The 17,733-nt window shown below is 71.8% G+C and carries 14 protein-coding genes and 2 pseudogenes; 8 read left to right on the top strand and 8 right to left on the bottom strand.

Going from position 1 to position 17,733, the window contains the following annotated elements; translation table 11 throughout:
- From DFP74_RS29170 to DFP74_RS29160, 3 genes are all read right to left on the bottom strand, one after another.
- The gene (locus DFP74_RS29170) at positions 1-1,248 is read right to left on the bottom strand and encodes an extracellular solute-binding protein (RefSeq protein WP_199725813.1); all 1,248 of its coding nucleotides are present in this window, start codon (positions 1,246-1,248) and stop codon (positions 1-3) included.
- Between the two features lie 243 nt (positions 1,249-1,491).
- Complete coding sequence (locus DFP74_RS29165; protein WP_121186650.1) at positions 1,492-2,739, bottom strand: maltose ABC transporter substrate-binding protein; 1,248 nt, start codon at positions 2,737-2,739, stop codon at positions 1,492-1,494.
- A gap of 300 nt (positions 2,740-3,039) precedes the next feature.
- Positions 3,040-4,731: an alpha-amylase family glycosyl hydrolase gene (locus DFP74_RS29160; RefSeq protein WP_121186648.1), complete on the bottom strand. Its 1,692-nt coding sequence runs from the start codon at positions 4,729-4,731 to the stop codon at positions 3,040-3,042.
- A 96-nt stretch (positions 4,732-4,827) separates the two neighbouring features.
- Here DFP74_RS29160 and DFP74_RS29155 point away from each other — a divergent pair, with 96 nt between their 5' ends.
- Both DFP74_RS29155 and hemW read left to right on the top strand, forming a co-directional pair.
- A complete protein-coding gene (locus DFP74_RS29155) occupies positions 4,828-5,973 on the top strand; it encodes a LacI family DNA-binding transcriptional regulator (protein WP_233571207.1) in 1,146 nt (381 codons plus the stop codon).
- 204 nt (positions 5,974-6,177) lie between these two features.
- On the top strand, positions 6,178-7,410 hold the full coding sequence (gene hemW, locus DFP74_RS29150) for a radical SAM family heme chaperone HemW (RefSeq protein WP_121186646.1): 1,233 nt from the start codon (positions 6,178-6,180) through the stop codon (positions 7,408-7,410).
- Positions 7,411-7,505: 95 nt separating this feature from the next.
- On the opposite strand, the gene DFP74_RS29145 is transcribed toward hemW, so the two are convergent.
- From DFP74_RS29145 to DFP74_RS29135, 3 genes are all read right to left on the bottom strand, one after another.
- The gene (locus tag DFP74_RS29145) at positions 7,506-8,183 is read right to left on the bottom strand and encodes a DUF4870 domain-containing protein (protein ID WP_121186644.1); all 678 of its coding nucleotides are present in this window, start codon (positions 8,181-8,183) and stop codon (positions 7,506-7,508) included.
- A gap of 39 nt (positions 8,184-8,222) precedes the next feature.
- Positions 8,223-9,530, bottom strand: coding sequence for a DUF4870 domain-containing protein (locus DFP74_RS34770; protein ID WP_233571206.1), 1,308 nt, complete (start codon positions 9,528-9,530; stop codon positions 8,223-8,225).
- A 191-nt stretch (positions 9,531-9,721) separates the two neighbouring features.
- Positions 9,722-10,558 carry a DUF3097 domain-containing protein gene (locus DFP74_RS29135; protein WP_121186642.1) on the bottom strand — a complete coding sequence of 279 codons (837 nt, stop codon included), beginning with the start codon at positions 10,556-10,558 and terminating at the stop codon, positions 9,722-9,724.
- Positions 10,559-10,669: 111 nt separating this feature from the next.
- Between DFP74_RS29135 and hrcA the strand changes: the two genes are divergently transcribed.
- The 3 genes from hrcA to DFP74_RS29120 are packed head-to-tail and all read left to right on the top strand — an operon-like array spanning position 10,670 to position 13,585.
- Positions 10,670-11,683, top strand: a complete 1,014-nt coding sequence (gene hrcA, locus DFP74_RS29130; protein WP_121186640.1) for a heat-inducible transcriptional repressor HrcA — start codon at positions 10,670-10,672, stop codon at positions 11,681-11,683.
- 4 nt (positions 11,684-11,687) lie between these two features.
- The gene (gene dnaJ, locus DFP74_RS29125; protein WP_121186638.1) at positions 11,688-12,833 is read left to right on the top strand and encodes a molecular chaperone DnaJ; all 1,146 of its coding nucleotides are present in this window, start codon (positions 11,688-11,690) and stop codon (positions 12,831-12,833) included.
- A complete protein-coding gene (locus tag DFP74_RS29120) occupies positions 12,830-13,585 on the top strand; it encodes a 16S rRNA (uracil(1498)-N(3))-methyltransferase (RefSeq protein WP_121186636.1) in 756 nt (251 codons plus the stop codon). Before dnaJ ends, DFP74_RS29120 begins: the two co-directional genes overlap by 4 nt.
- A gap of 113 nt (positions 13,586-13,698) precedes the next feature.
- On the opposite strand, the gene DFP74_RS29115 is transcribed toward DFP74_RS29120, so the two are convergent.
- Entirely contained in the window at positions 13,699-14,418 is a 720-nt protein-coding gene (locus DFP74_RS29115) for a hypothetical protein (protein WP_199725812.1), read from the bottom strand.
- Positions 14,415-14,945, bottom strand: a complete 531-nt coding sequence (locus DFP74_RS29110; protein ID WP_121188602.1) for a SigE family RNA polymerase sigma factor — start codon at positions 14,943-14,945, stop codon at positions 14,415-14,417. Before DFP74_RS29110 ends, DFP74_RS29115 begins: the two co-directional genes overlap by 4 nt.
- A gap of 322 nt (positions 14,946-15,267) precedes the next feature.
- Here DFP74_RS29110 and DFP74_RS29105 point away from each other — a divergent pair, with 322 nt between their 5' ends.
- The 3 genes and pseudogenes from DFP74_RS29105 to DFP74_RS34765 form a co-directional block, all read left to right on the top strand.
- Positions 15,268-15,618, top strand: a complete 351-nt coding sequence (locus tag DFP74_RS29105; RefSeq protein WP_121188601.1) for a histidine triad nucleotide-binding protein — start codon at positions 15,268-15,270, stop codon at positions 15,616-15,618.
- 375 nt (positions 15,619-15,993) lie between these two features.
- A pseudogene (locus DFP74_RS35270) lies at positions 15,994-16,692 on the top strand (PhoH family protein); the annotation flags it as partial.
- Positions 16,681-17,505, top strand: a pseudogene (locus tag DFP74_RS34765) (LAGLIDADG family homing endonuclease); the annotation flags it as partial. The pseudogenes DFP74_RS35270 and DFP74_RS34765, both read left to right, overlap by 12 nt.
- Positions 17,506-17,733 lie beyond the last annotated feature (228 nt).

Raw genomic sequence — 17,733 nt, 5'->3', positions numbered from 1 at the left:
CTACTCGCCGATCTGCTCGGAGATCGTCCGGGCGGCGGCCTCCATGGCCTCACGGGGGTCGGCGCCGCCGATGATGTCGGCCTGGGCCACGCCCAGCGGCTGCCAGGTCTCACCCATCTCCGGGATGGAGGGCATCGGGATGCCGTCGGCGCCGGCCTCGGCGATCGCGGCGATGTCGGCGTCGTCCGCGGAGACGCTCTCCAGGGCCTCGGTCTGCACGGGCGTGCGGGGGTCGATCTCGTACAGGCTGAGGATGAAGTCGGTGTCGGTGACGTAGTTGGTCACGAACTCCTCGGCCAGGGCGGAGTTCTCGCTGCCCTCGGTCACGAAGAACGACTGGTAGCCGATGTAGGGGCTGGCGGGGCCGCCGCCCTCGAAGCCGGGGAAGGCGCTGATCTCGTAGTCGATCCCGGCCTCCTGGGCGTCGGCCAGGTTCCACGGGCCGGCGACGAAGAACGCCGTGTCACCGTCGTAGAACAGGGCCGCGTCGTTCTCCAGGCCGATGGAGCGGCGCAGGACGCCCTCGCCCTCCTCGCCGTACTCCGCGACCTTCTCCATGGCCTCGATCGACTCGTCGGTGCCCACACCCAGGTCGGTGGGGTCCCACGTGCCGGTGTCGTCCCGGCCGAAGAGGTAGCCGCCGCCGGAGGTGAACAGCAGGTTCATCCGGTAGGGGTCGCCCTCCTGGGTGACGGCCATGGACAGGACCTCGTCGACGTCGCCGGCGTCCTTGAGCTCGGTGCCGGTCTCGACGAGCTCCTCGAAGGTCTCGGGGGCGTCGGGGGCCAGTTCGGCGTTGCGCATCAGGAAGAGGTTCTCCTGCGAGTACGGGACACCGAAGAGCTGCCCGTCGAAGGACATGGCCTCCAGGGAGGTCTCGTCCAGCAGCGCGGCCTTGTCCTGGGGGAGTTCGATCGGCTGCACCGCCCCGTTGCGGACCAGGTTGCCCGTCCAGTCGTGCGCGCCGATGAAGACGTCGGGGGCGTTGCCCGCCTGGTGGGCGTTGAGCACGTCGCCCTGCATGTCCTCGAAGGCGACCGTGTCGACGCTGACCTCGATGCCGTTGGCCTCGGCGAACTCGTCGGCGGCGGCCTCGACGGCCTCGGCGCGCTCGGCGTCGGTCCAGATCGTCAGCCCGCCCCCGGCCGATCCGCCCTCGGTGTCACTGTCGCCGCCGCCGGTGCAGGCGGTCGCCATCAGGGCGATGGCGGCGATCCCCGTGATCGCCGGTGCGCTGCGGATTCTCATGGTGTCGTCCTTCCGGGAGGCCGGTGTGGAGAGGGTGCGCATGCGGCTGGCCGGTGGCCCCCGGTCCGTCTCGAGCATGCGGTGTGATGTGACGTTAGCAATAACTTGCAAGCATTGAAAGACTTTGCAGGCTCCGGGGATAAAGATGTGGAAACACCCAGGAAACAGATGGGTGATGGTGAACCCAAGGTGGTCGATCTGTGACGTGAGGTGATCGATCTGGTCCCGTGTCACAGCTTCCGCTCACTCCGCGAAGTCGGCGGTGATCAGCTCCTCGGCCTCGGCCAGCTCCTCGGCGGGGTCCGCACCTGCGATGATGTTCGCACTCGCCTGGCCGAACGGCCCCCACACCGCGTCCATCTCCGGGATCGCGGGCATCGGTAGGCCGTTTTCACCGGCATTCTGAAACGCTTGCAGATCCGGGTCCTGCTCGGACACCGTCTCCAGGGCGTCCACGAGCGCGGGCACGCGGGGGTCGGCCTCGTACAGGATCACGGAGAACTCCGGATCGGCGACGAAGTCGGCCGCGAACGTGCCCGCCAGGTCCGGGTCGGAGGCTCCCGCGGCGATGAAGAAGGTCTGCACGCCGATCAGCGGGCGGGCCGGCGCCCCGTCCGCGAACGGCGGCACGGGGCTGATCCCGTAGGGCACCCCGGCCTCCTTGATCGGCGACAGGCTCCACGGGCCGGTGACGAAGTACGGCGCCTCACCCCCGGTGAACAGCTCCGTGGCGACGTCGGCCGTCGTGTCGCGCCGCAACACGCCCGAACCGGCCTCGCCCAGTCGGGCGAGGCGCTCGAAGGCGGCCACCGACTCCGGCGCGGCCACGCCCAGGTCCGTGGGGTCGGGGTCGCCCGCGCCGTCCTCCCCGAAGAGGTAGCCGCCGGCGGAGGTGAACAGCGGGTGCACGTGGTAGGCGTCGCCCTCCTCGCCCACCTGCAGGCCGAGCACCCGCGAGGCCCGGTCGGCCTCGACCAGGTCGGAGCCGGTCTCGACCAGCTCCTCCATGGTCTCCGGCGCCTCCGGGGCCAGGTCGGTGTTGCGGACCAGGGCCAGGTTCTCGGTGGCGTAGGGAACCCCGTACACCGTGCCGTCGTAGGTCACCGCGTCCAACGAGCCCGGGGTGAAGGCCTCGGCCGCCCGGGCGTCCAGGTCCACCGGTGCGACCGCCCCGGACTCGACCAGCTCACCGGTCCAGTCGTGCGGACCGACCATGATGTCCGGGCCGAGCCCGCCCGCGTGCGCGCTCACGAAACTGGCGCGCAGCTCCTCGTGTTCGACGACGATCACCTCCACCCGCGCGTTCGACGTGCGCGAGTAGGCCTCGGCGAACGTCATCAGCGCCAGCGCGCGCTCGTCGTCCGCCCAGATCGTCAGGGTCGGATCCGCCTCGGCGGTGTCGGCGTCGGTACCCGCGCCGCAGGCGGTGAGGGCGAGCGCCAGTCCGGCGGCGCACGCCAGCCGCGCGCTCGGTCGTGTCAGGGGCCTCATGGCGTCCTCCAAGGGGGATCGGCGGGGCCCTGGCCATGACCGGTCCGGGCGCCGCTGGTGCAGGCGTGGGGAAGGGGAGGGGAGAAGAGCGGAGCGGGACGCACGGCGGCGTGGGGAGTACGGCGGCGCGGGAAGTACGGCGGCGCGGGACGCACGGCGGGGTGGGGCGCGAGCCGTGGTGGAGAGGGGAGGGGTGCGGGGCGACCGGGGTGGTGGGGCTCGGCCCGCGGCGGGGAAGTGTGCAGGTGGGCGCGGCGCCGGGACGGGACGGGCCCGCCCCGGCGCGTGGTCGCGGGCGCGTCAGGCGCGCAGCCACACCGCCGTCTCGGCGGGCAGGGCCAGGGTGCCGTCGGCCGGGGCGGCCACGGGGCCGCTGGAGAGCAGCACCTCCGGCACGTTCACCCGTCGCCCACCATCGCCCCAGGGGCCTCCGGCGGGAGCGGGGCTACCACCCTCAACGGACGCCTCCGGCGCGGTCATTTCCCCGACGGCGAGGTCCACGGGCTCGCCGGTGAGGTTCGCCGCGCAGCGCACGCCGGGCTCGCGCTCGAAGTACAGCACGCCCTCGGGCGCGTCCAGCCAGGTCATCGACCCGTCGCCGAGGGCGTCGAGCTCACGGCGCAGGCGCAGCGCGCTGGTGTAGAGCTCCAGGGTGGAGCCCTCCACCCCGCGCTGGGCGGCGCGGGACAGCCGGCCCCAGCCCTCCGGCTGCGGCAGCCAGGGCGTGCTGCCCTCGGCGCCGAAACCGTAGGGCGCGGCCCCGTCCTCCCACGGCAGGGGCACGCGGCAGCCGTCACGGCCGCGCTCGGTCCGGCCGGAGCGCTCCCAGGTCGGGTCCTGCAGGGCGTCGTCGGGCAGGTCGGTGACCTCCGGCAGGCCCAGCTCCTCGCCCTGGTACAGGTACACCGCGCCCGGCAGCGCCAGCATGAGCATCGTGGCCGCACGCGCGCGGCGCAGGCCCTGCTCTCCGCCGCCGAAGCGGGTCACGTGGCGGGTCACGTCGTGGTTGGACAGCACCCAGCTGGTGGTCGCCCCGACCGCGCCGTTGGCGGTCAGGGACGAGTCGATGACCGAGCGCAGGTGGCCGGAGTCCCAGGGGGAGGTCAGGTACTCGAAGTTGAACGCCTGGTGCAGCTCGTCCGGGCGCAGGTAGCGCGCCACGCGCTCGGCGTCCTCGACCCACGCCTCGGCCACCATCGTGCGGTCGCCCGGGTAGCTCGCGGCGATGGCCGCCCAGCGCCGGTAGATGTCGTGCACGCCGTCCTGGTCGAAGTACGGCAGGGTCGTGCTGCCGTCCAGGAGGTCGGCCTTGGCGCCCTCCTCGATGTCGGGCAGGGCCGGGTCCTTGACCATGCCGTGCGCGACGTCGATGCGGAACCCGTCCACGCCGCGGTCCAGCCAGAAGCGCAGGACGTCGTCGAACTCGTCGTGGACCTCCTGCGAGGTCCAGTCGAAGTCCGGCTGCTCGGGGTCGAACAGGTGCAGGTACCACTGCTCGGGCGTGCCGTCGGGGCGCTTGAGGCGGGTCCAGGCCGGGCCACCGAAGATCGAGTTCCAGTTGTTCGGCGGCTGCTCGCCGTCGGGGCCCTTGCCGTCGCGGAAGATGTAGCGCGAACGGGCGGGGCTGCCCGGCTCGGCCGCCACCGCCTCGCGGAACCAGCGGTGCGCGGACGAGGAGTGGTTGGGCACCACGTCGATGATCACGCGCAGGCCCAGGTCGTGCGCGGTCGCCAGGAGCTCGTCGAAGTCCGCCAGGGTGCCGAAGCGGGGGTCGACGTCCCGGTAGTCGGCGACGTCGTATCCGCCGTCGGCCAGCGGGGAGACGTAGAACGGGGTCAGCCAGACCGCGTCCACACCGAGTTCGGCCAGGTGCGGCAGGCGCTCGCGGATGCCGGCGAGGTCGCCCTCGCCGTCACCGTTGGAGTCGGCGAAACTGCGGACGTAGATCTGGTAGATGGCCGCGTCGCGCCACCACTGCGACTTAAGCGCCATGTGCGGGGGTCCTTCCTTAGAGCGTCTGCAAGTTCTTGCGCAAGATTACCGCCAACTTACGTCCATGTGACGACCATCTCGACTAGAATCACCCGCATGGGTCCACGACTTGCCGACATCGCGCGGCACGCAGGCGTCAGCGAGGCGACGGTCTCGAGAGTGCTCAATGACAAACCCGGCGTCGGCGGCGACACGCGCAAGGCCGTACTGACGGCGCTGGACGTCCTCGGATACGAGCGGCCCGCCAGACTGCGGCAGCGCTCCGCGGGGCTGGTCGGCATGGTCATCCCCGAACTGGAGAACCCGGTGTTCCCGATGTTCGCCCAGGCGGCGGAGGGGGCGTTGGCCCAGAGCGGTTACACGCCGGTGCTGTGCACCCAGACCCCCGGCGGAATAACCGAGGACGAGTACGTGGAACTGCTGCTGGAGCGCAACGTCTCCGGCATCCTCTTCGTGTCCGGCCTGCACGCCGACACCACGGCCTCCTACGAGCGCTACAACACGCTGGTCGCGCGGCGGCTCCCCATCGTGCTGGTCAACGGCTTCACCGAGGCCGTCCCCGCCGCGTTCATCTCCTGTGACGACCGCGAGGCCGGCCGGCTCGCGGTCAACCACCTGGTCGCCCTCGGACACACCCGCATCGGCTTCACCAGCGGCCCCGACCGCTACGTTCCGGTCCGGCGCAAGCTGGAGGGCTACCACACAGCCCTGGCGGCGCACGGGCTCGACGGCCGCGACCTGGTCGAGCTCTCCCTGTTCGGTGTGGAGGGCGGGCACGCCGCGGCCGCGCGCCTGATCGAGCGGGGCGTCACCGCCATGGTCTGCGGCTCCGACATGATGGCGCTGGGCGCCATCCGGGCCGCCCGCCAGCGCGGACTGCGCGTCCCCGAGGACTTCTCGGTGGTGGGCTACGACGACTCCCAGCTCATCGCGTTCACCGACCCGCCGCTGACGACCGTGCGCCAGCCGATCAACGCGATGGCCCTGGCCGCGGTCCGGACGCTGTGCGACGAGATCGCCGGGCACCCCGTCTCGCACACGGAGTACGTGTTCGATCCCGAGCTGGTCGTGCGCGCGTCCACCGCCGCCGCCCCGAACGGACACACCGCGTCGGCCTCCCTCCCGGGCCGACGGCACACCGCGCACTCGGTGCCGGTCCCGGACGGCCCCGCGCCCGCCACCGGCGCCCAGGACGGCACGGCCCGCTCCACCGCCGACCCGGTCGCCGGCCAGCGCGTCTGACACACCCCGCCCCCGCCCCCACCCACCCCCGTAACCCCGCAGCACGGCCCCCGTCACCGAGTACACATCCGACCATCCCTTCCCTCCCGTCCCGAGGGCCCCGCCCCCGGCGTCCCGTCCCCCGACCCCCGTCCCCCGACCCCCGTCTCCCGACCCCTCCCGGCTCCGACCAGGGCACGCCGCCGCGTCGGCGACACTGGAGGCATGCCTTCCGTTGCCCTCGACGGCGATCCCGTTCCGCGCACAGGGGACCTGCCCGAGCACTCCCTGGCGGAGTTGGCCGCGCGGCCACTCGGGTTCTACCTCCACGTGCCCTTCTGCGTCACCCGTTGCGGCTACTGCGACTTCAACACCTACACCGCCGACGAGCTCGTCTCCCGCGACGGCACCGCCACGGCCTCGCGGGAGACCTACGCCGACCAGGCGATCGCCGAGATCGAGCTGGCCGACCGGGTCCTGTCCGGGGACCGGCCCGCGGTCAGCACGGTGTTCGTCGGCGGGGGCACGCCCACCCTGCTGTCCGCCGAGGACCTGGGACGCCTCGTCGCGGCCGTGCGCGAGCGCTTCGGCCTGACCCCCGACGCCGAGGTGACCACCGAGGCCAACCCCGAGACCGTGGACCCCGACTACCTCGCCCGCCTGCGCGAGGCCGGCTTCACCCGTGTCTCGTTCGGGATGCAGAGCGCCCGTCCGCACGTCCTGCGGATCCTGGAGCGGGGGCACACCCCCGGGCGGCCCGAGCAGTGCGTGGAATGGGCCAGGCAGGCGGGCTTCGAGCACGTCAACCTCGACCTCATCTACGGCACGCCGGGCGAGAGCGACGACGACTGGGCGGCGTCCCTGGCCGCCGCCGTCTCCGCCGGCCCCGACCACGTCTCCGCCTACTCGCTGATCGTCGAGGAGGGCACCCGGCTGGCGAACCGCGTCCGGCGCGGTGAACTCACCGAACCCGACGACGACGCGATGGCCGACCGCTACGTGATGGCCGACGAGGCCCTGGCGGCGGCCGGGTACACCCCCTACGAGGTCTCCAACTGGTCCCGCACGCCCGAGGGGCGCAGCGCCCACAACCTCCTGTACTGGACCGGCGGCCACTGGTGGGGCGTGGGCCCCGGGGCGCACGGCCACGTCGGCGGCACCCGGTGGTGGAACGTCAAGCACCCGGCCGCCTACGCCGCCCGGCTGGCCGCGGGGTCGAGCCCGGGGCAGGCCCGCGAGGTCCTCACGCAGCAGGAGCGGCGCTTCGAGCGGGTCCTGCTGGAGCTGCGGATCGACGAGGGCTGCCCGCTGGAGCTGCTGGAGCCGCACGGGCGCGCGGCGGCGGCGCGCGCGGTGGCCGAGGGCCTGTTGGACGCCGGGGCGCACGCCCGCGGGCGGGCCGTCCTCACCCGTCGCGGACGCCTGCTCGCCGACGCGGTGGTCCGCGACCTCACCTGAGGTGCCGGCCGCCCGACGGCGGGGGACGACGAAGGGGCCCGGCGTAGTCGCCGAGCCCCTTCATGCCTGGTCGCGGCGCTGGAGGCGCCGGCCGGCTACTTCACCCAGTCGACGCTGATCGGGTACTTGAACAGCTCGCCCCGGTTGGCGGCCTGCCCGCCCTGGACGCCCATGACGATGGAGAAGATCCAGGCGGCGGGCCAGGCGAGGATGCTGATGAGCCCGATGAAGGGGATCATTCCGACCGCGCTCACGATCACGTAGACCACCAGCACGACCAGCTGGAAGTTCAGGGCGGTGACCGCCTGCTGACGGACGAACGGGGACTCGTCCTTCTTGACGAGCCAGATGATCAGCGGGACGAGGAAGCCGAGGATGCCGCCGCCCAGGTGGGCGAAGAACGCCATCTGCTTCTCGTCCGGGCTGGGCTGGCCGCCGTAGCCCTGCTGACCGCCGTACCCGGGCTGACCGCCGTAGCCCGGCTGGCCCCCGTATCCGGGCTGCCCGGGCGGCGGGTATCCGCCCGGCTGCTCGCCGTACCCCGGGCCGGGGGGCGGGGGGTATCCACCGGGCTGGCCCGGCGCGGGGTAGCCGCCGGACTGCCCGGGCGGCGGCGGGTAACCGCCCTGCTGGGGATAGCCGGGCTGGCCCGGGGCGGGGTAGCCGCCGCCGGCGGGGCCGGACGGCGGGGTGTAGCCCCCGGTGCCCTCCTGGTGGCCGGGGTGGCCCTGGCCGTAGGGGTCCTCCGGTGGTGGCGTGTGCGGATAGGACATGTGATTCCTTCGCGAAGAGTGTGGTCGGGGGGTGCCGTCTTACTTCAGCAGGCGGATGCTCAGCGGGTAGCGGTACGACGTGCCCTTGTTCGCGCTGTTGGCGCCCATGACGCCGAACACGATCGAGACGATCCAGACCAGGCCGACGAGCAGGGACCCGATCCACGACAGCGCTGGGAAGGTGATGCCCAGCACGATGAGGATCACCCAGGCGAAGATGTAGCCGAGCAGCAGGGTGATCTGGAAGTTGGCCGCCTCCGAGGCGTGGTGACGCACGAAGGGCGACTGGTGGCGCTTGGCGAAGTAGATCGCCAGGGGCGGGATCCAACCGAGGCACGCGATGATGAAACCCGACAGGTGGGCGAGCATCGCCACGAGCGAGTCGTTGTCGCCGCCGCCCTGGGGGGCGGCCTGTTCAGCCGGGTACTGGGGCTGTTGCTGTGGTTGACCGTAGGGCTGCTGCCCGTACGGGGTCTGGGCCGCCTGCGGCGCGCCGTAGGCGAGTTGCCCGCCGGTCGGCTGCTGCGGCGGTGGTGCGAACGCGGGCTGCCCGCCGTAGCCCGGCTGCGGCGTGTACGGGGACTGTTCGCCGGAGGGCTGGTGGGGCTGTTGCTGCGCGTAGCCCTGCTGCTCCTGCGGCTGGCCGTAGGGCTGCTGGGGCGCGTAGCCGGGCTGGGGCTGCTGGCCGTAACCCTGCTGCTGGTCGTAGGCGGGCTGACCGCCGGTCGGCTGCTGCCCGTACCCCTGCTGGGGCCGCGGCTGCCCATAGGGCTGCTGGTACTGCTGTTCGTATCCCGGCTGCTGTCCGTAGGCGGGTTGTCCGCCGGAGGGCTGCTGACCGTAGTCGGGCTGCGGCGTGTACGGGGACTGTTCGCCGGAGGGCTGGTGGGGCTGTTGCTGCGCGTAGCCCTGCTGCTCCTGCGGCTGGCCGTAGGGCTGCTGGGGCGCGTAGCCGGGCTGGGGCTGCTGGCCGTAACCCTGCTGCTGGTCGTAGGCGGGCTGCCCGTAGGCGGGTTGTCCGCCGGTCGGCGGCTGCCCGTACCCCTGCTGGGGCTGCTGGTAGTGCTGCCCGTACCCCTGCTGCTGCCCGTGCTCCGGCGGTGGAGCAGAGGACGGCTGCTCGCCCGAGGGCTGCTGGGGCTGTTGCCCGTAGCCCTGCTGCTGGCCGTAGTCCGGCTGCCCGTAGGCGGGTTGTCCGCCGGTCGGCTGCTGCCCGTAGCCGGGCTGCGGAGCGTACGGCGACTGTCCACCCGACGGCTGCTGCCCAGGGTCGGCCTGCCCGTACTGCTGGGGCCGGCCCTCCTCGGGATCTTCCGGGGCAGGGGGGTTGGTCGGGTTCTCGCTCATGCTCTTCCTTGGCTCCGCTGGTGTGGGGCGGCTTCTGTACTTCCCGGCAGTACCGACGACCGCGCAGGCCGAAAGGTGGCGACCACGGCCGTCGGATGCCGGACTCCGAAACCGTCGCCTGCCCGAATCCTAGATCCTGTACACCTCGCACCGCGAAGTAGCGGCCGCGCGGCGCGGCCGGGTCCCGCCCCTCACTCGTCCGGGTGCGGCCCGGTGACGAAGTCGATCAGCTCCTCCACGCGCCCCAGGAGCGAGGGCTCCAGGTCGGCGTAGCTGCGCACGGAGTTCAGGATCCGCTGCCAGGCCTCACCGGTCTCCATCCGCCAGCCCAGACCGCTGACGATGCCCTCCTTCCAGGGGCGGCCGCGCGGCACCTCGGGCCAGCGGTCGATCCCCAGGGCGGTCGGGCGGACCGCCTGCCACACGTCGACGTAGGGGTGCCCGGCCACCAGGACGTGCTCGCTCCGCACCTGGGCGGCGATGCGCGACTCCTTGGAGCCGGGGACCAGGTGGTCCACGAGGACGCCGAGGCGCCGGCCCGGACCGGGTGAGAAATCCGCCACGATCGCGGGCAGGTCGTCCACACCCTCCAGGAACTCCACGGCCACGCCCTCCACGCGCAGGTCGTGGCCCCAGACCCGCTCCACGAGCTGGGCGTCGTGCAGGCCCTCGACGTAGATCCGGCTCTCCCGGGCCGTGCGCGCCCGCACGCCCGGCACCGCGACCGAGCCGGAGGCGCTGCGCAGCGGCCCGCGCGCGGGCGCGGCGGGCCGGACCAGCGTGGCCGGGGCGCCGTCGATCAGGAACGCGGCCGGGCCGAGGTCGAACACCCGGCGCCGCCCGTCGCGGTCCTCCAGGGTCACGGTCGCCTTGTCCCAACCGACGACGGCACCGCAGAATGTCTCGTCGGCGTCCTCCACGACCAGATCGCGGCTGAGCGGCACGTCCGGCACAGCGCCCTTCCTGGGCCGTCGCCAGTCACCCGCCAGCACGTCGCGGCCGTAGCGGCCGGTTCCCTTGGTAGCCACGGTCGTGCAGTCTAGTGGGGACACCGCGTTCCTACCGCTTGGTAGCCAACGGGGTTTGCGCCCGCGCATAGAATTAGCACTGAGGACCATGGAGTGCCAGGAGGTGGCGAGTTGCTGGATGAGCGCAAGCTCGCGGTCCTGCGTGCCGTCGTCGAGGACTTCGTCAACACCAACGAACCGGTGGGTTCGCGCGCACTGGCGGACCGGCACCCGCTCGGGGTCTCCCCGGCGACCATCCGCAATGACATGGTCGCCCTCGAAGAGGACGGATACATCACCCAGCCGCACACCAGTGCCGGCCGGGTCCCCACGGACAAGGGCTACCGGCTCTTCGTCGATCGCCTGTCGTCGGTCAAACCGCTCTCGGTCGCCGAGCGCAGGGCCATCGAGTCCTTCCTCACCGGGGCGGTCGACCTGGACGAGATCGTCGCACGGACCGTGCGGCTGCTGGCCCAGCTGACCCGTCAGGTCGCGATCGTGCAGTACCCGTCGCTGACCCGCTCCTCCGTGCAGCACGTGGAGCTGGTCCCCCTGGGGGGACGACGGATCATGATGGTCGTGATCACCAACACGGGCCGGGTCGAGCAGCGCGTCATCGACGGGCTCGGAGACGTGGACCCGTCGGTCGTCGCCGACCTGCGGGAGATGCTCAACCGGGCCATCGCCGGCCTCCACCTGGCCGACGTGCCCGACGCGGTCGAGGACCTGCCCGCGCAGGTCGATCCCGGACACCGGCGCGTCGCCGTGGCGGTCCTATCGGTCCTGCTGGACAGCCTCGTCGAACGGCACGAGGAGAAGATCGTCCTCGCGGGGACGGCCAACCTCGCCGCCGTGGACTTCGCCGCGAGTCTGCGCGAGGTTCTCGAGGCGTTGGAAGAGAACATGGTCCTCATCCGTTTGCTGGGTGAGGCGAAGGATCCGTCGATGCTCACAGTGCGCATCGGCGAGGAGAACCTCCACGAGGGTCTGCGGACCGCCTCCATCGTGTCGGCCGACTACGGCGTGGGAAACCAGTCGCTGGCCAAGATCGGTGTGGTGGGTCCGACCCGGATGGACTACCCAGGGACGATGGGAGCGGTACGCGCGGTGGCTCGGTATGTCGGACAGATTTTGGCAGGACAGTAACTCAGTGGCCAGAGACTATTACCAGGTTCTCGGGGTGCGTCGCGACGCGTCCAAGGACGAGATCAAGAAGGCGTACCGGAGGCTCGCGCGCGAGCTCCACCCGGACATCAACCCGGACCCCGCCACGCAGGAGCGCTTCAAGGAAGTGACCCAGGCCTACGAGGTCCTCTCCGACGAGAACAAGCGTCGGATGTTCGACATGGGTCACGACCCCTTCGCTCCAGGCGGCGGCGGTGGCGGCGCGGGTGGATTCGGCGGCGCCCAAGGTTTCGCCTTCGACGACATCATGAACGCGTTCTTCGGCGGCGGCCAGCCCGGCGGGCGGTCCCCGCGCGAGCGGGTCCGGCGCGGACGCAGCATCAAGATCCGCATCGAGCTCGACCTCGCCGAGACGGCGTTCGGCGTGAGCAAGGACATCACGTTCCCCACCGCCATCCTGTGCGAGACGTGCCAGGGCGAGGGAACGGCGGCCGGGTCGCACCGCACCACGTGCGAGATGTGCCACGGCCAGGGAGAGGTCTCCCAGGTCACCCGCTCGTTCCTCGGCCAGGTCATGACCTCGCGCCCCTGCCCGCAGTGCTCCGGCCAGGGCACGGTCATCACCAACCCCTGCGGCGACTGCGCCGGCGAGGGCCGGGTGCGCGAGAAGGTCACCCGCACGGTGAAGATCCCCGCGGGCGTGGACGACGGCACCCGGATCCAGCTCGCGGGCGAGGGCGAGGTCGGCCCCAACGGCGGCCCGCGCGGCGACATCATCCTGGAGATCATCCAGAAGGCGCACCCGACCTTCGAGCGGCGCGGGGACGACCTGCACTGCACGGTCACCGTGCCCATGACCGCCGCCGCGCTGGGCGCCTCGTTCGCGTTCGACACCCTGGACGGCACGGAGAACATCGACCTGCGCCCGGGGACCAACTCCGGCCACGTCATCACGCTGCCCAACAAGGGCGTGAACCACCTCGACGGCGGCGGCCGGGGCGACCTGCGCATCCGCGTGGACGTGGAGACCCCGGGCAAGCTGGACGAGGAGCAGGAGGCCCTGCTGCGCAAGTTCGCCGAACTGCGCGGGGAGGACCAGAACCCCGGCCGGTTCAGTCCCGGACACGGCGGCCTGTTCGCCAAGCTCCGTGACGCCTTCGGTGCCAAGTGACCCCTCCGGTCTTCCTGGTCGACGACACCGCCGACCTGGCCGCCGCACGGGTGGTCCTCACCGGCGCCGAGGGGCGCCACGCCGCCGTGGTGCGGCGCATCCGGGCCGGTGAGACCGTCGACCTCTCCGACGGCCGTGGCGAGCGTGCTCGCTGCACGGTCGTCGAGGTCGGCAAGGACGGCGTGGTGTGCGAGGTCGGGGAGCGCTGGCACGAGCCGGCGCCCCGGCCACGGCTGACGGTCGTGCAGGCGCTGCCCAAGGGCGACCGCGGCGAACTGGCCGTGGAGATGATGACCGAGGTCGGCGTCGACGTGATCGTCCCCTGGGCGGCCGAGCGCTGTGTCACCCGGTGGAAGGGCGACCGCGCGGCCAAGTCACTGGCCAAGTGGCGGGCCACCGCCCGCGAGGCGGCCAAGCAGGCCCGGCGGGGGCGTCTGCCCGAGGTGAGCGAGCTCGCCGGCCGCGACGAGGTGGCGGCTCTGCTGTCCGGGGCCGACCTGGCCCTGGTCCTGCACGAGGACGCGACCGTCGGGCTGAGCGCCGTCGCCGTCCCCGACGGCGACCGCGCGTCCGACGACGGAGGCGGCGTGGTCCTGGTCGTGGGGCCCGAGGGCGGGTTCTCCGACGCCGAGCTCGCCGCCTTCACCGACGCCGGCGCGGAGGCGGCCCTGCTCGGCCCGAGCGTCCTGCGCACCTCGACCGCGGGGGTGGCCGCGCTGGCGATCCTGCAGGCGCGGTCCGGCCGCTGGTAGAGGGCCCGACCCGGTCGAGGTACGGACCCACCGCACACGAACGACGACGCCCACGGGACCGGATCCCGTGGGCGTCGTCGTGTGAGCGGCCGGCGGCGCGTGGCCGCCCTTGGTCACTCCTCCGTGCTCTTGGTGCTGCTCTCGCCGCTGGAGGGCGTCGAACCGCCGTCACCGCCGCCGGTCGACCCGTCGTCGGGGCTCGGCTCCTCACCACCGGGGTCCGGGTCGGTGCCGGGGTCGGTTCCGGGCTCCTCACCGCCGCCCTGGCTGGGATCGTCGGTGGGGTCGCACTCCCGCGGGTCCTCGGACGACCCCGCGCCGGAGTCCTCCTCGGCGTCCGTGGACGTGGTGGAGGGAGTCTCGTCGCGGGTCGGGGCGCACGTCGTCGTGGCGCCGACACCGTCCTCGGGCGGATCGCTCTCCTCCTCGGTGGGGGAGGGCGCCGGCTCCTCGGCGGGGTCGTCCGGGCTCGCGGCGGGCGCGGTGTCGGAGTCCGTGGTCGGGTCCGGCGCCGCGATGCCGGGACCGTCGATGTCGTCCTCGGGCGGTGCGCCCTCGCGGTTGGCGCCGGCGGGGACGATCTCCAGGACCTGCTCGCGCACCTGCGGGGTCGACATGATCACGGACGCGGCGATCAGTCCGGCTCCGGCCACGGCCAACGCCGGCCGCAGCCAGGGCAGACCGAACCAGGAGGTGCCGCGGTGGCGTTCGGTCCGGTCGCGGATCAGCTGCAGGGCCTCGGCGCCGGGCGCGACGGAGTCGGCCTCGGAGGCGAGGATCCGCCGGAGCTTGTCCTCGAACTCTGGGTTCGTGGGGTCGGTGGGGCTGCTCATGTCGTCTGCTCCAGAACAGAGCGCAGCGCGGAGATCCCGCGGGAGGTGTGACTCTTCACCGCGCCCTTGCTGATGCCCATGGCGTCCGCGATCTGAGCCTCGGACAGGTCGCCGTAGTACCGGAGCACGATCGCCTCTCGCTGACGGGTGGGTAGTTTGCGCAGGGCTCGGATCACCGCCTCACGCTCCAACAGGTTCATGGCGCCGTGTTCGGCGCTGGGCGCGTCGGGCAGCGCCTTGGGCGCGTGCTTCTCGACGACCGCTCGGTGCCGCAGGACGGACCGTGCCTTGTTGACCACGGCCTGGCGCAGATACGACAGGGCCTTGTTCGGGTCGCGAAGGCGGCGCCACGCGCCGTGCATCGCCACGAACGCGTCCTGGACGACCTCTTCCGCGGTCGCGTGGTCGCGCACCAGGAGCGCGGCGAGCCGGACCAGCGGACGGTAGTGCTCTCGATAGAGCTCCGTCACCGCGTGGTCGGCGTCCCACTCCACGGAGAGCGGAGCCGTGGCGGCTCCAGCCACGATGGTTTCAGTCGTCACATCAGTTCGACGCACACCCTTGTCGCGGGGTTTACGAAAGGGCATACCTCTTCTTTTCCAGGTAGACACGCGTTTCAATCCGAACACGCACAAGGTCGGCCGGTGTCGGACATGGTCGGCGACTCGGCGCACGGGGGGAAAGAGTACCGTGCCCGCGACGCGCCCAGGGGAGGACCTCGGTCCCTGTTCCTGCGGGCGGCCGGGCCGCGTCCAGAGCGGGCCGGTGGCCGGCTGGGGCATCATGGGTGTCGACAGCCCCGAGAACGCGGCCGCGCACACGGTCGCGACCCCCGTACGGAGGTGCGTGATGGCCCAGGACGACTGCCTTTTCTGCAAGATCGTGAAGGGGGAGGTCCCGGCCGAGATCGTCCGCGAGGGGAAGCGCACTTTGGCGTTCCGCGACATCAACCCGCAGGCCCCGACGCACGTCCTGGTCATTCCGCGCGAGCACGTGCCCGACGCGGCCTCGGCCGCCGAGGCCGACTCCGGCCTGGTCGACGAGGTCGTGCGCGAGGCCCGTGCGGTGGCCGAGGCCGAGGGTGTGGCCGAGACCGGGTACCGACTGGTGTTCAACACCGGCAGCGGGGCCGGTCAGACGGTGTTCCACCTGCACGCCCACCTGCTCGGCGGTCGCGGCCTCAACTGGCCTCCCGGCTAGGCCGTGTTTTTTGGCATTCCGGGCTCGCGGCCGCCTTCCCGGCTAGGCCGCCCCCGGGCCTGCGGTCCGGCCGTACTCCTCGCCCCCGCCGCCACGGTCGCGGGGGCCTTCGCGCGCCCGCCGGCCGGGCGGTCCCCGTGTCGCGCCGGCGCCTTCGGCGGCCGTCCACAGCGCGGAAAATTCGATCGAGGACGCCGTGGCCGCCTTGGTAGACTCGGTTCGTGGGCCCCGAGCGACCGGTGGGACCGACGAGACACCGGTGGTCGAGGGCCACGGGGCGCCACGACGGTGCCCCGACCGTTCGCCAAGCGCGTCGGCCGCCCAGGCCGGAAGTCAGGAACCGAAGGGTAGGGACAGCGGCCGCAAGGCCACACCATGGCCGAGACAACGCACACGCAGTCGCCACAGGACATCCAGGTCAAGGTCGTGGTGCCGGACGAGCACACGATGATCAGCCTGCTGGGCTCACGCGACGAGCTCCTGAGGGCACTGGAGCGGGCCTTCGACAGCGATATCCACGTCCGCGGCAACGAGTTCACCATCACCGGCGCCCCGGATGAGACCGTGGTGGTCGTCCGCGTGGTCGAGGAGCTCATCGAACTCGCCAAGAGCGGCACCCACGTCACTCCGGACACCATCGAGCGCATGGTCCATATGTTGACCACGCCCGGCCAGGGCCGTCCGGCCGACGTGCTGACGACCAACATCCTGTCCAACCGCGGCAAGACGATCCGCCCCAAGACGGTGAACCAGAAGCGCTACGTCGACACCATCGACGAGCACACGGTGGTCTTCGGTATCGGTCCCGCCGGTACGGGCAAGACGTACCTGGCGATGGCCAAGGCGGTCAAGGCGCTCCAGGACAAGGAAGTCAACCGGATCATCCTCACCCGTCCCGCCGTCGAGGCCGGCGAGCGGCTGGGCTTCCTGCCGGGCACCCTCTACGACAAGATCGACCCCTACCTGCGGCCCCTCTACGACGCCCTCCACGACATGCTCGACCCCGACTCCATCCCCAAGCTGATGGCGGCCGGGACCATCGAGGTCGCACCCCTGGCGTACATGCGTGGGCGCGCGCAGCCGGTCCACACCAACGTCCTGACACCGGACGGCTTCCGCCCGATCGGTGAACTGGAGGTCGGTGACCTCGTCGTCGGCTCGAACGGTGAGCCGACCCCGGTGCTGGGCGTCTACCCGCAGGGGCCGAAGGCCACCTACCGGGTGACGTCGCAGGACGGTGCTTCGACACTCTGTTCGGAGGATCACCTCTGGTCCGTCCGTACGCGGGACGACACGAGGCGGAACAAGCCCTACAGGGTTCTCACCGCGAAGGAGATCGTGGAGAGCGGCCTTCGAACGGCCCACTACCGGAAGTACGAACTCCCGCTGCTCAGTCGCCCGGTCGAGTTCCCGGAGCAGAGTGTTCCGATGGACCCCTACGCCCTCGGCCTGCTGCTGGGGGACGGGTGTCTCACAGGCAGTACCACTCCGAGCTTCGCCACGGAGGACCCGGAACTCGTGGAGAGCCTTGAGAGTCTCCTGCCCGGCGTCCGGGTGAACTGGAAGTCCGGTCCGGACTACATCCTGAACCGCGAGACGCAGCCGGGCGACGTGATCACCCTCGCCAACCCGGTGACGGCGGTCATGCGTGAACTGGGGCTGTGCGGTACGACCTCGGGAACGAAGTTCGTGCCGGAGACCTACCTGTACAACACCGCCGACGTTCGGCTCGCCGTACTACAGGGGCTTCTGGACGCGGACGGTGGACCGGTCACCCAGGAGGGGCGGACCTGCCGCGTCCAGTACGGTTCGGCCTCACCACGACTGGCTTCGGCGGTACGGTTCCTGGTGCGGTCCCTCGGCGGTGTCGCATACGGCCGTACTCGGCTTGCAGAAGGTCGGACACCGGGACGGGCCAGGGGGAGAGAGGTGTTCCATCGACAGGACGCCTATGTTCTCGACCTGCGCCTCCCTGAGGGCGTCGAGCCCTTCCGCCTCGGACGCAAGAGGGACGCCTACCGTGAATCCGGTGGCGGGCGACCCATGCGGTTCATCGAGAGCATCGAACCGGCGGGAACCGAGGAGTGTGTGTGCATCCAGGTGGCCGCGGAGGAC

This window comes from Nocardiopsis sp. Huas11, assembly GCF_003634495.1.
Classification (GTDB): Bacteria; Actinomycetota; Actinomycetes; order Streptosporangiales; family Streptosporangiaceae; genus Nocardiopsis.
The sequence above is the reverse complement of the archived record's forward strand: the minus strand, read 5'-3'. Positions and strand labels throughout refer to the sequence as shown.

What these genes read in the sequence shown, in the direction of transcription:
- DFP74_RS29170 (WP_199725813.1), bottom strand. Translation starts at nt 1,248, where the DNA reads ATGAGAATCCGCAGCGCACCGGCGATCACGGGGATCGCCGCCATCGCC.
- DFP74_RS29165 (WP_121186650.1), bottom strand. Translation starts at nt 2,739, where the DNA reads ATGAGGCCCCTGACACGACCGAGCGCGCGGCTGGCGTGCGCCGCCGGA.
- DFP74_RS29160 (WP_121186648.1), bottom strand. Translation starts at nt 4,731, where the DNA reads ATGGCGCTTAAGTCGCAGTGGTGGCGCGACGCGGCCATCTACCAGATC.
- DFP74_RS29155 (WP_233571207.1), top strand. Translation starts at nt 4,828, where the DNA reads ATGGGTCCACGACTTGCCGACATCGCGCGGCACGCAGGCGTCAGCGAG.
- hemW (WP_121186646.1), top strand. Translation starts at nt 6,178, where the DNA reads ATGCCTTCCGTTGCCCTCGACGGCGATCCCGTTCCGCGCACAGGGGAC.
- DFP74_RS29145 (WP_121186644.1), bottom strand. Translation starts at nt 8,183, where the DNA reads ATGTCCTATCCGCACACGCCACCACCGGAGGACCCCTACGGCCAGGGC.
- DFP74_RS34770 (WP_233571206.1), bottom strand. Translation starts at nt 9,530, where the DNA reads ATGAGCGAGAACCCGACCAACCCCCCTGCCCCGGAAGATCCCGAGGAG.
- DFP74_RS29115 (WP_199725812.1), bottom strand. Translation starts at nt 14,418, where the DNA reads ATGAGCAGCCCCACCGACCCCACGAACCCAGAGTTCGAGGACAAGCTC.
- DFP74_RS29105 (WP_121188601.1), top strand. Translation starts at nt 15,268, where the DNA reads ATGGCCCAGGACGACTGCCTTTTCTGCAAGATCGTGAAGGGGGAGGTC.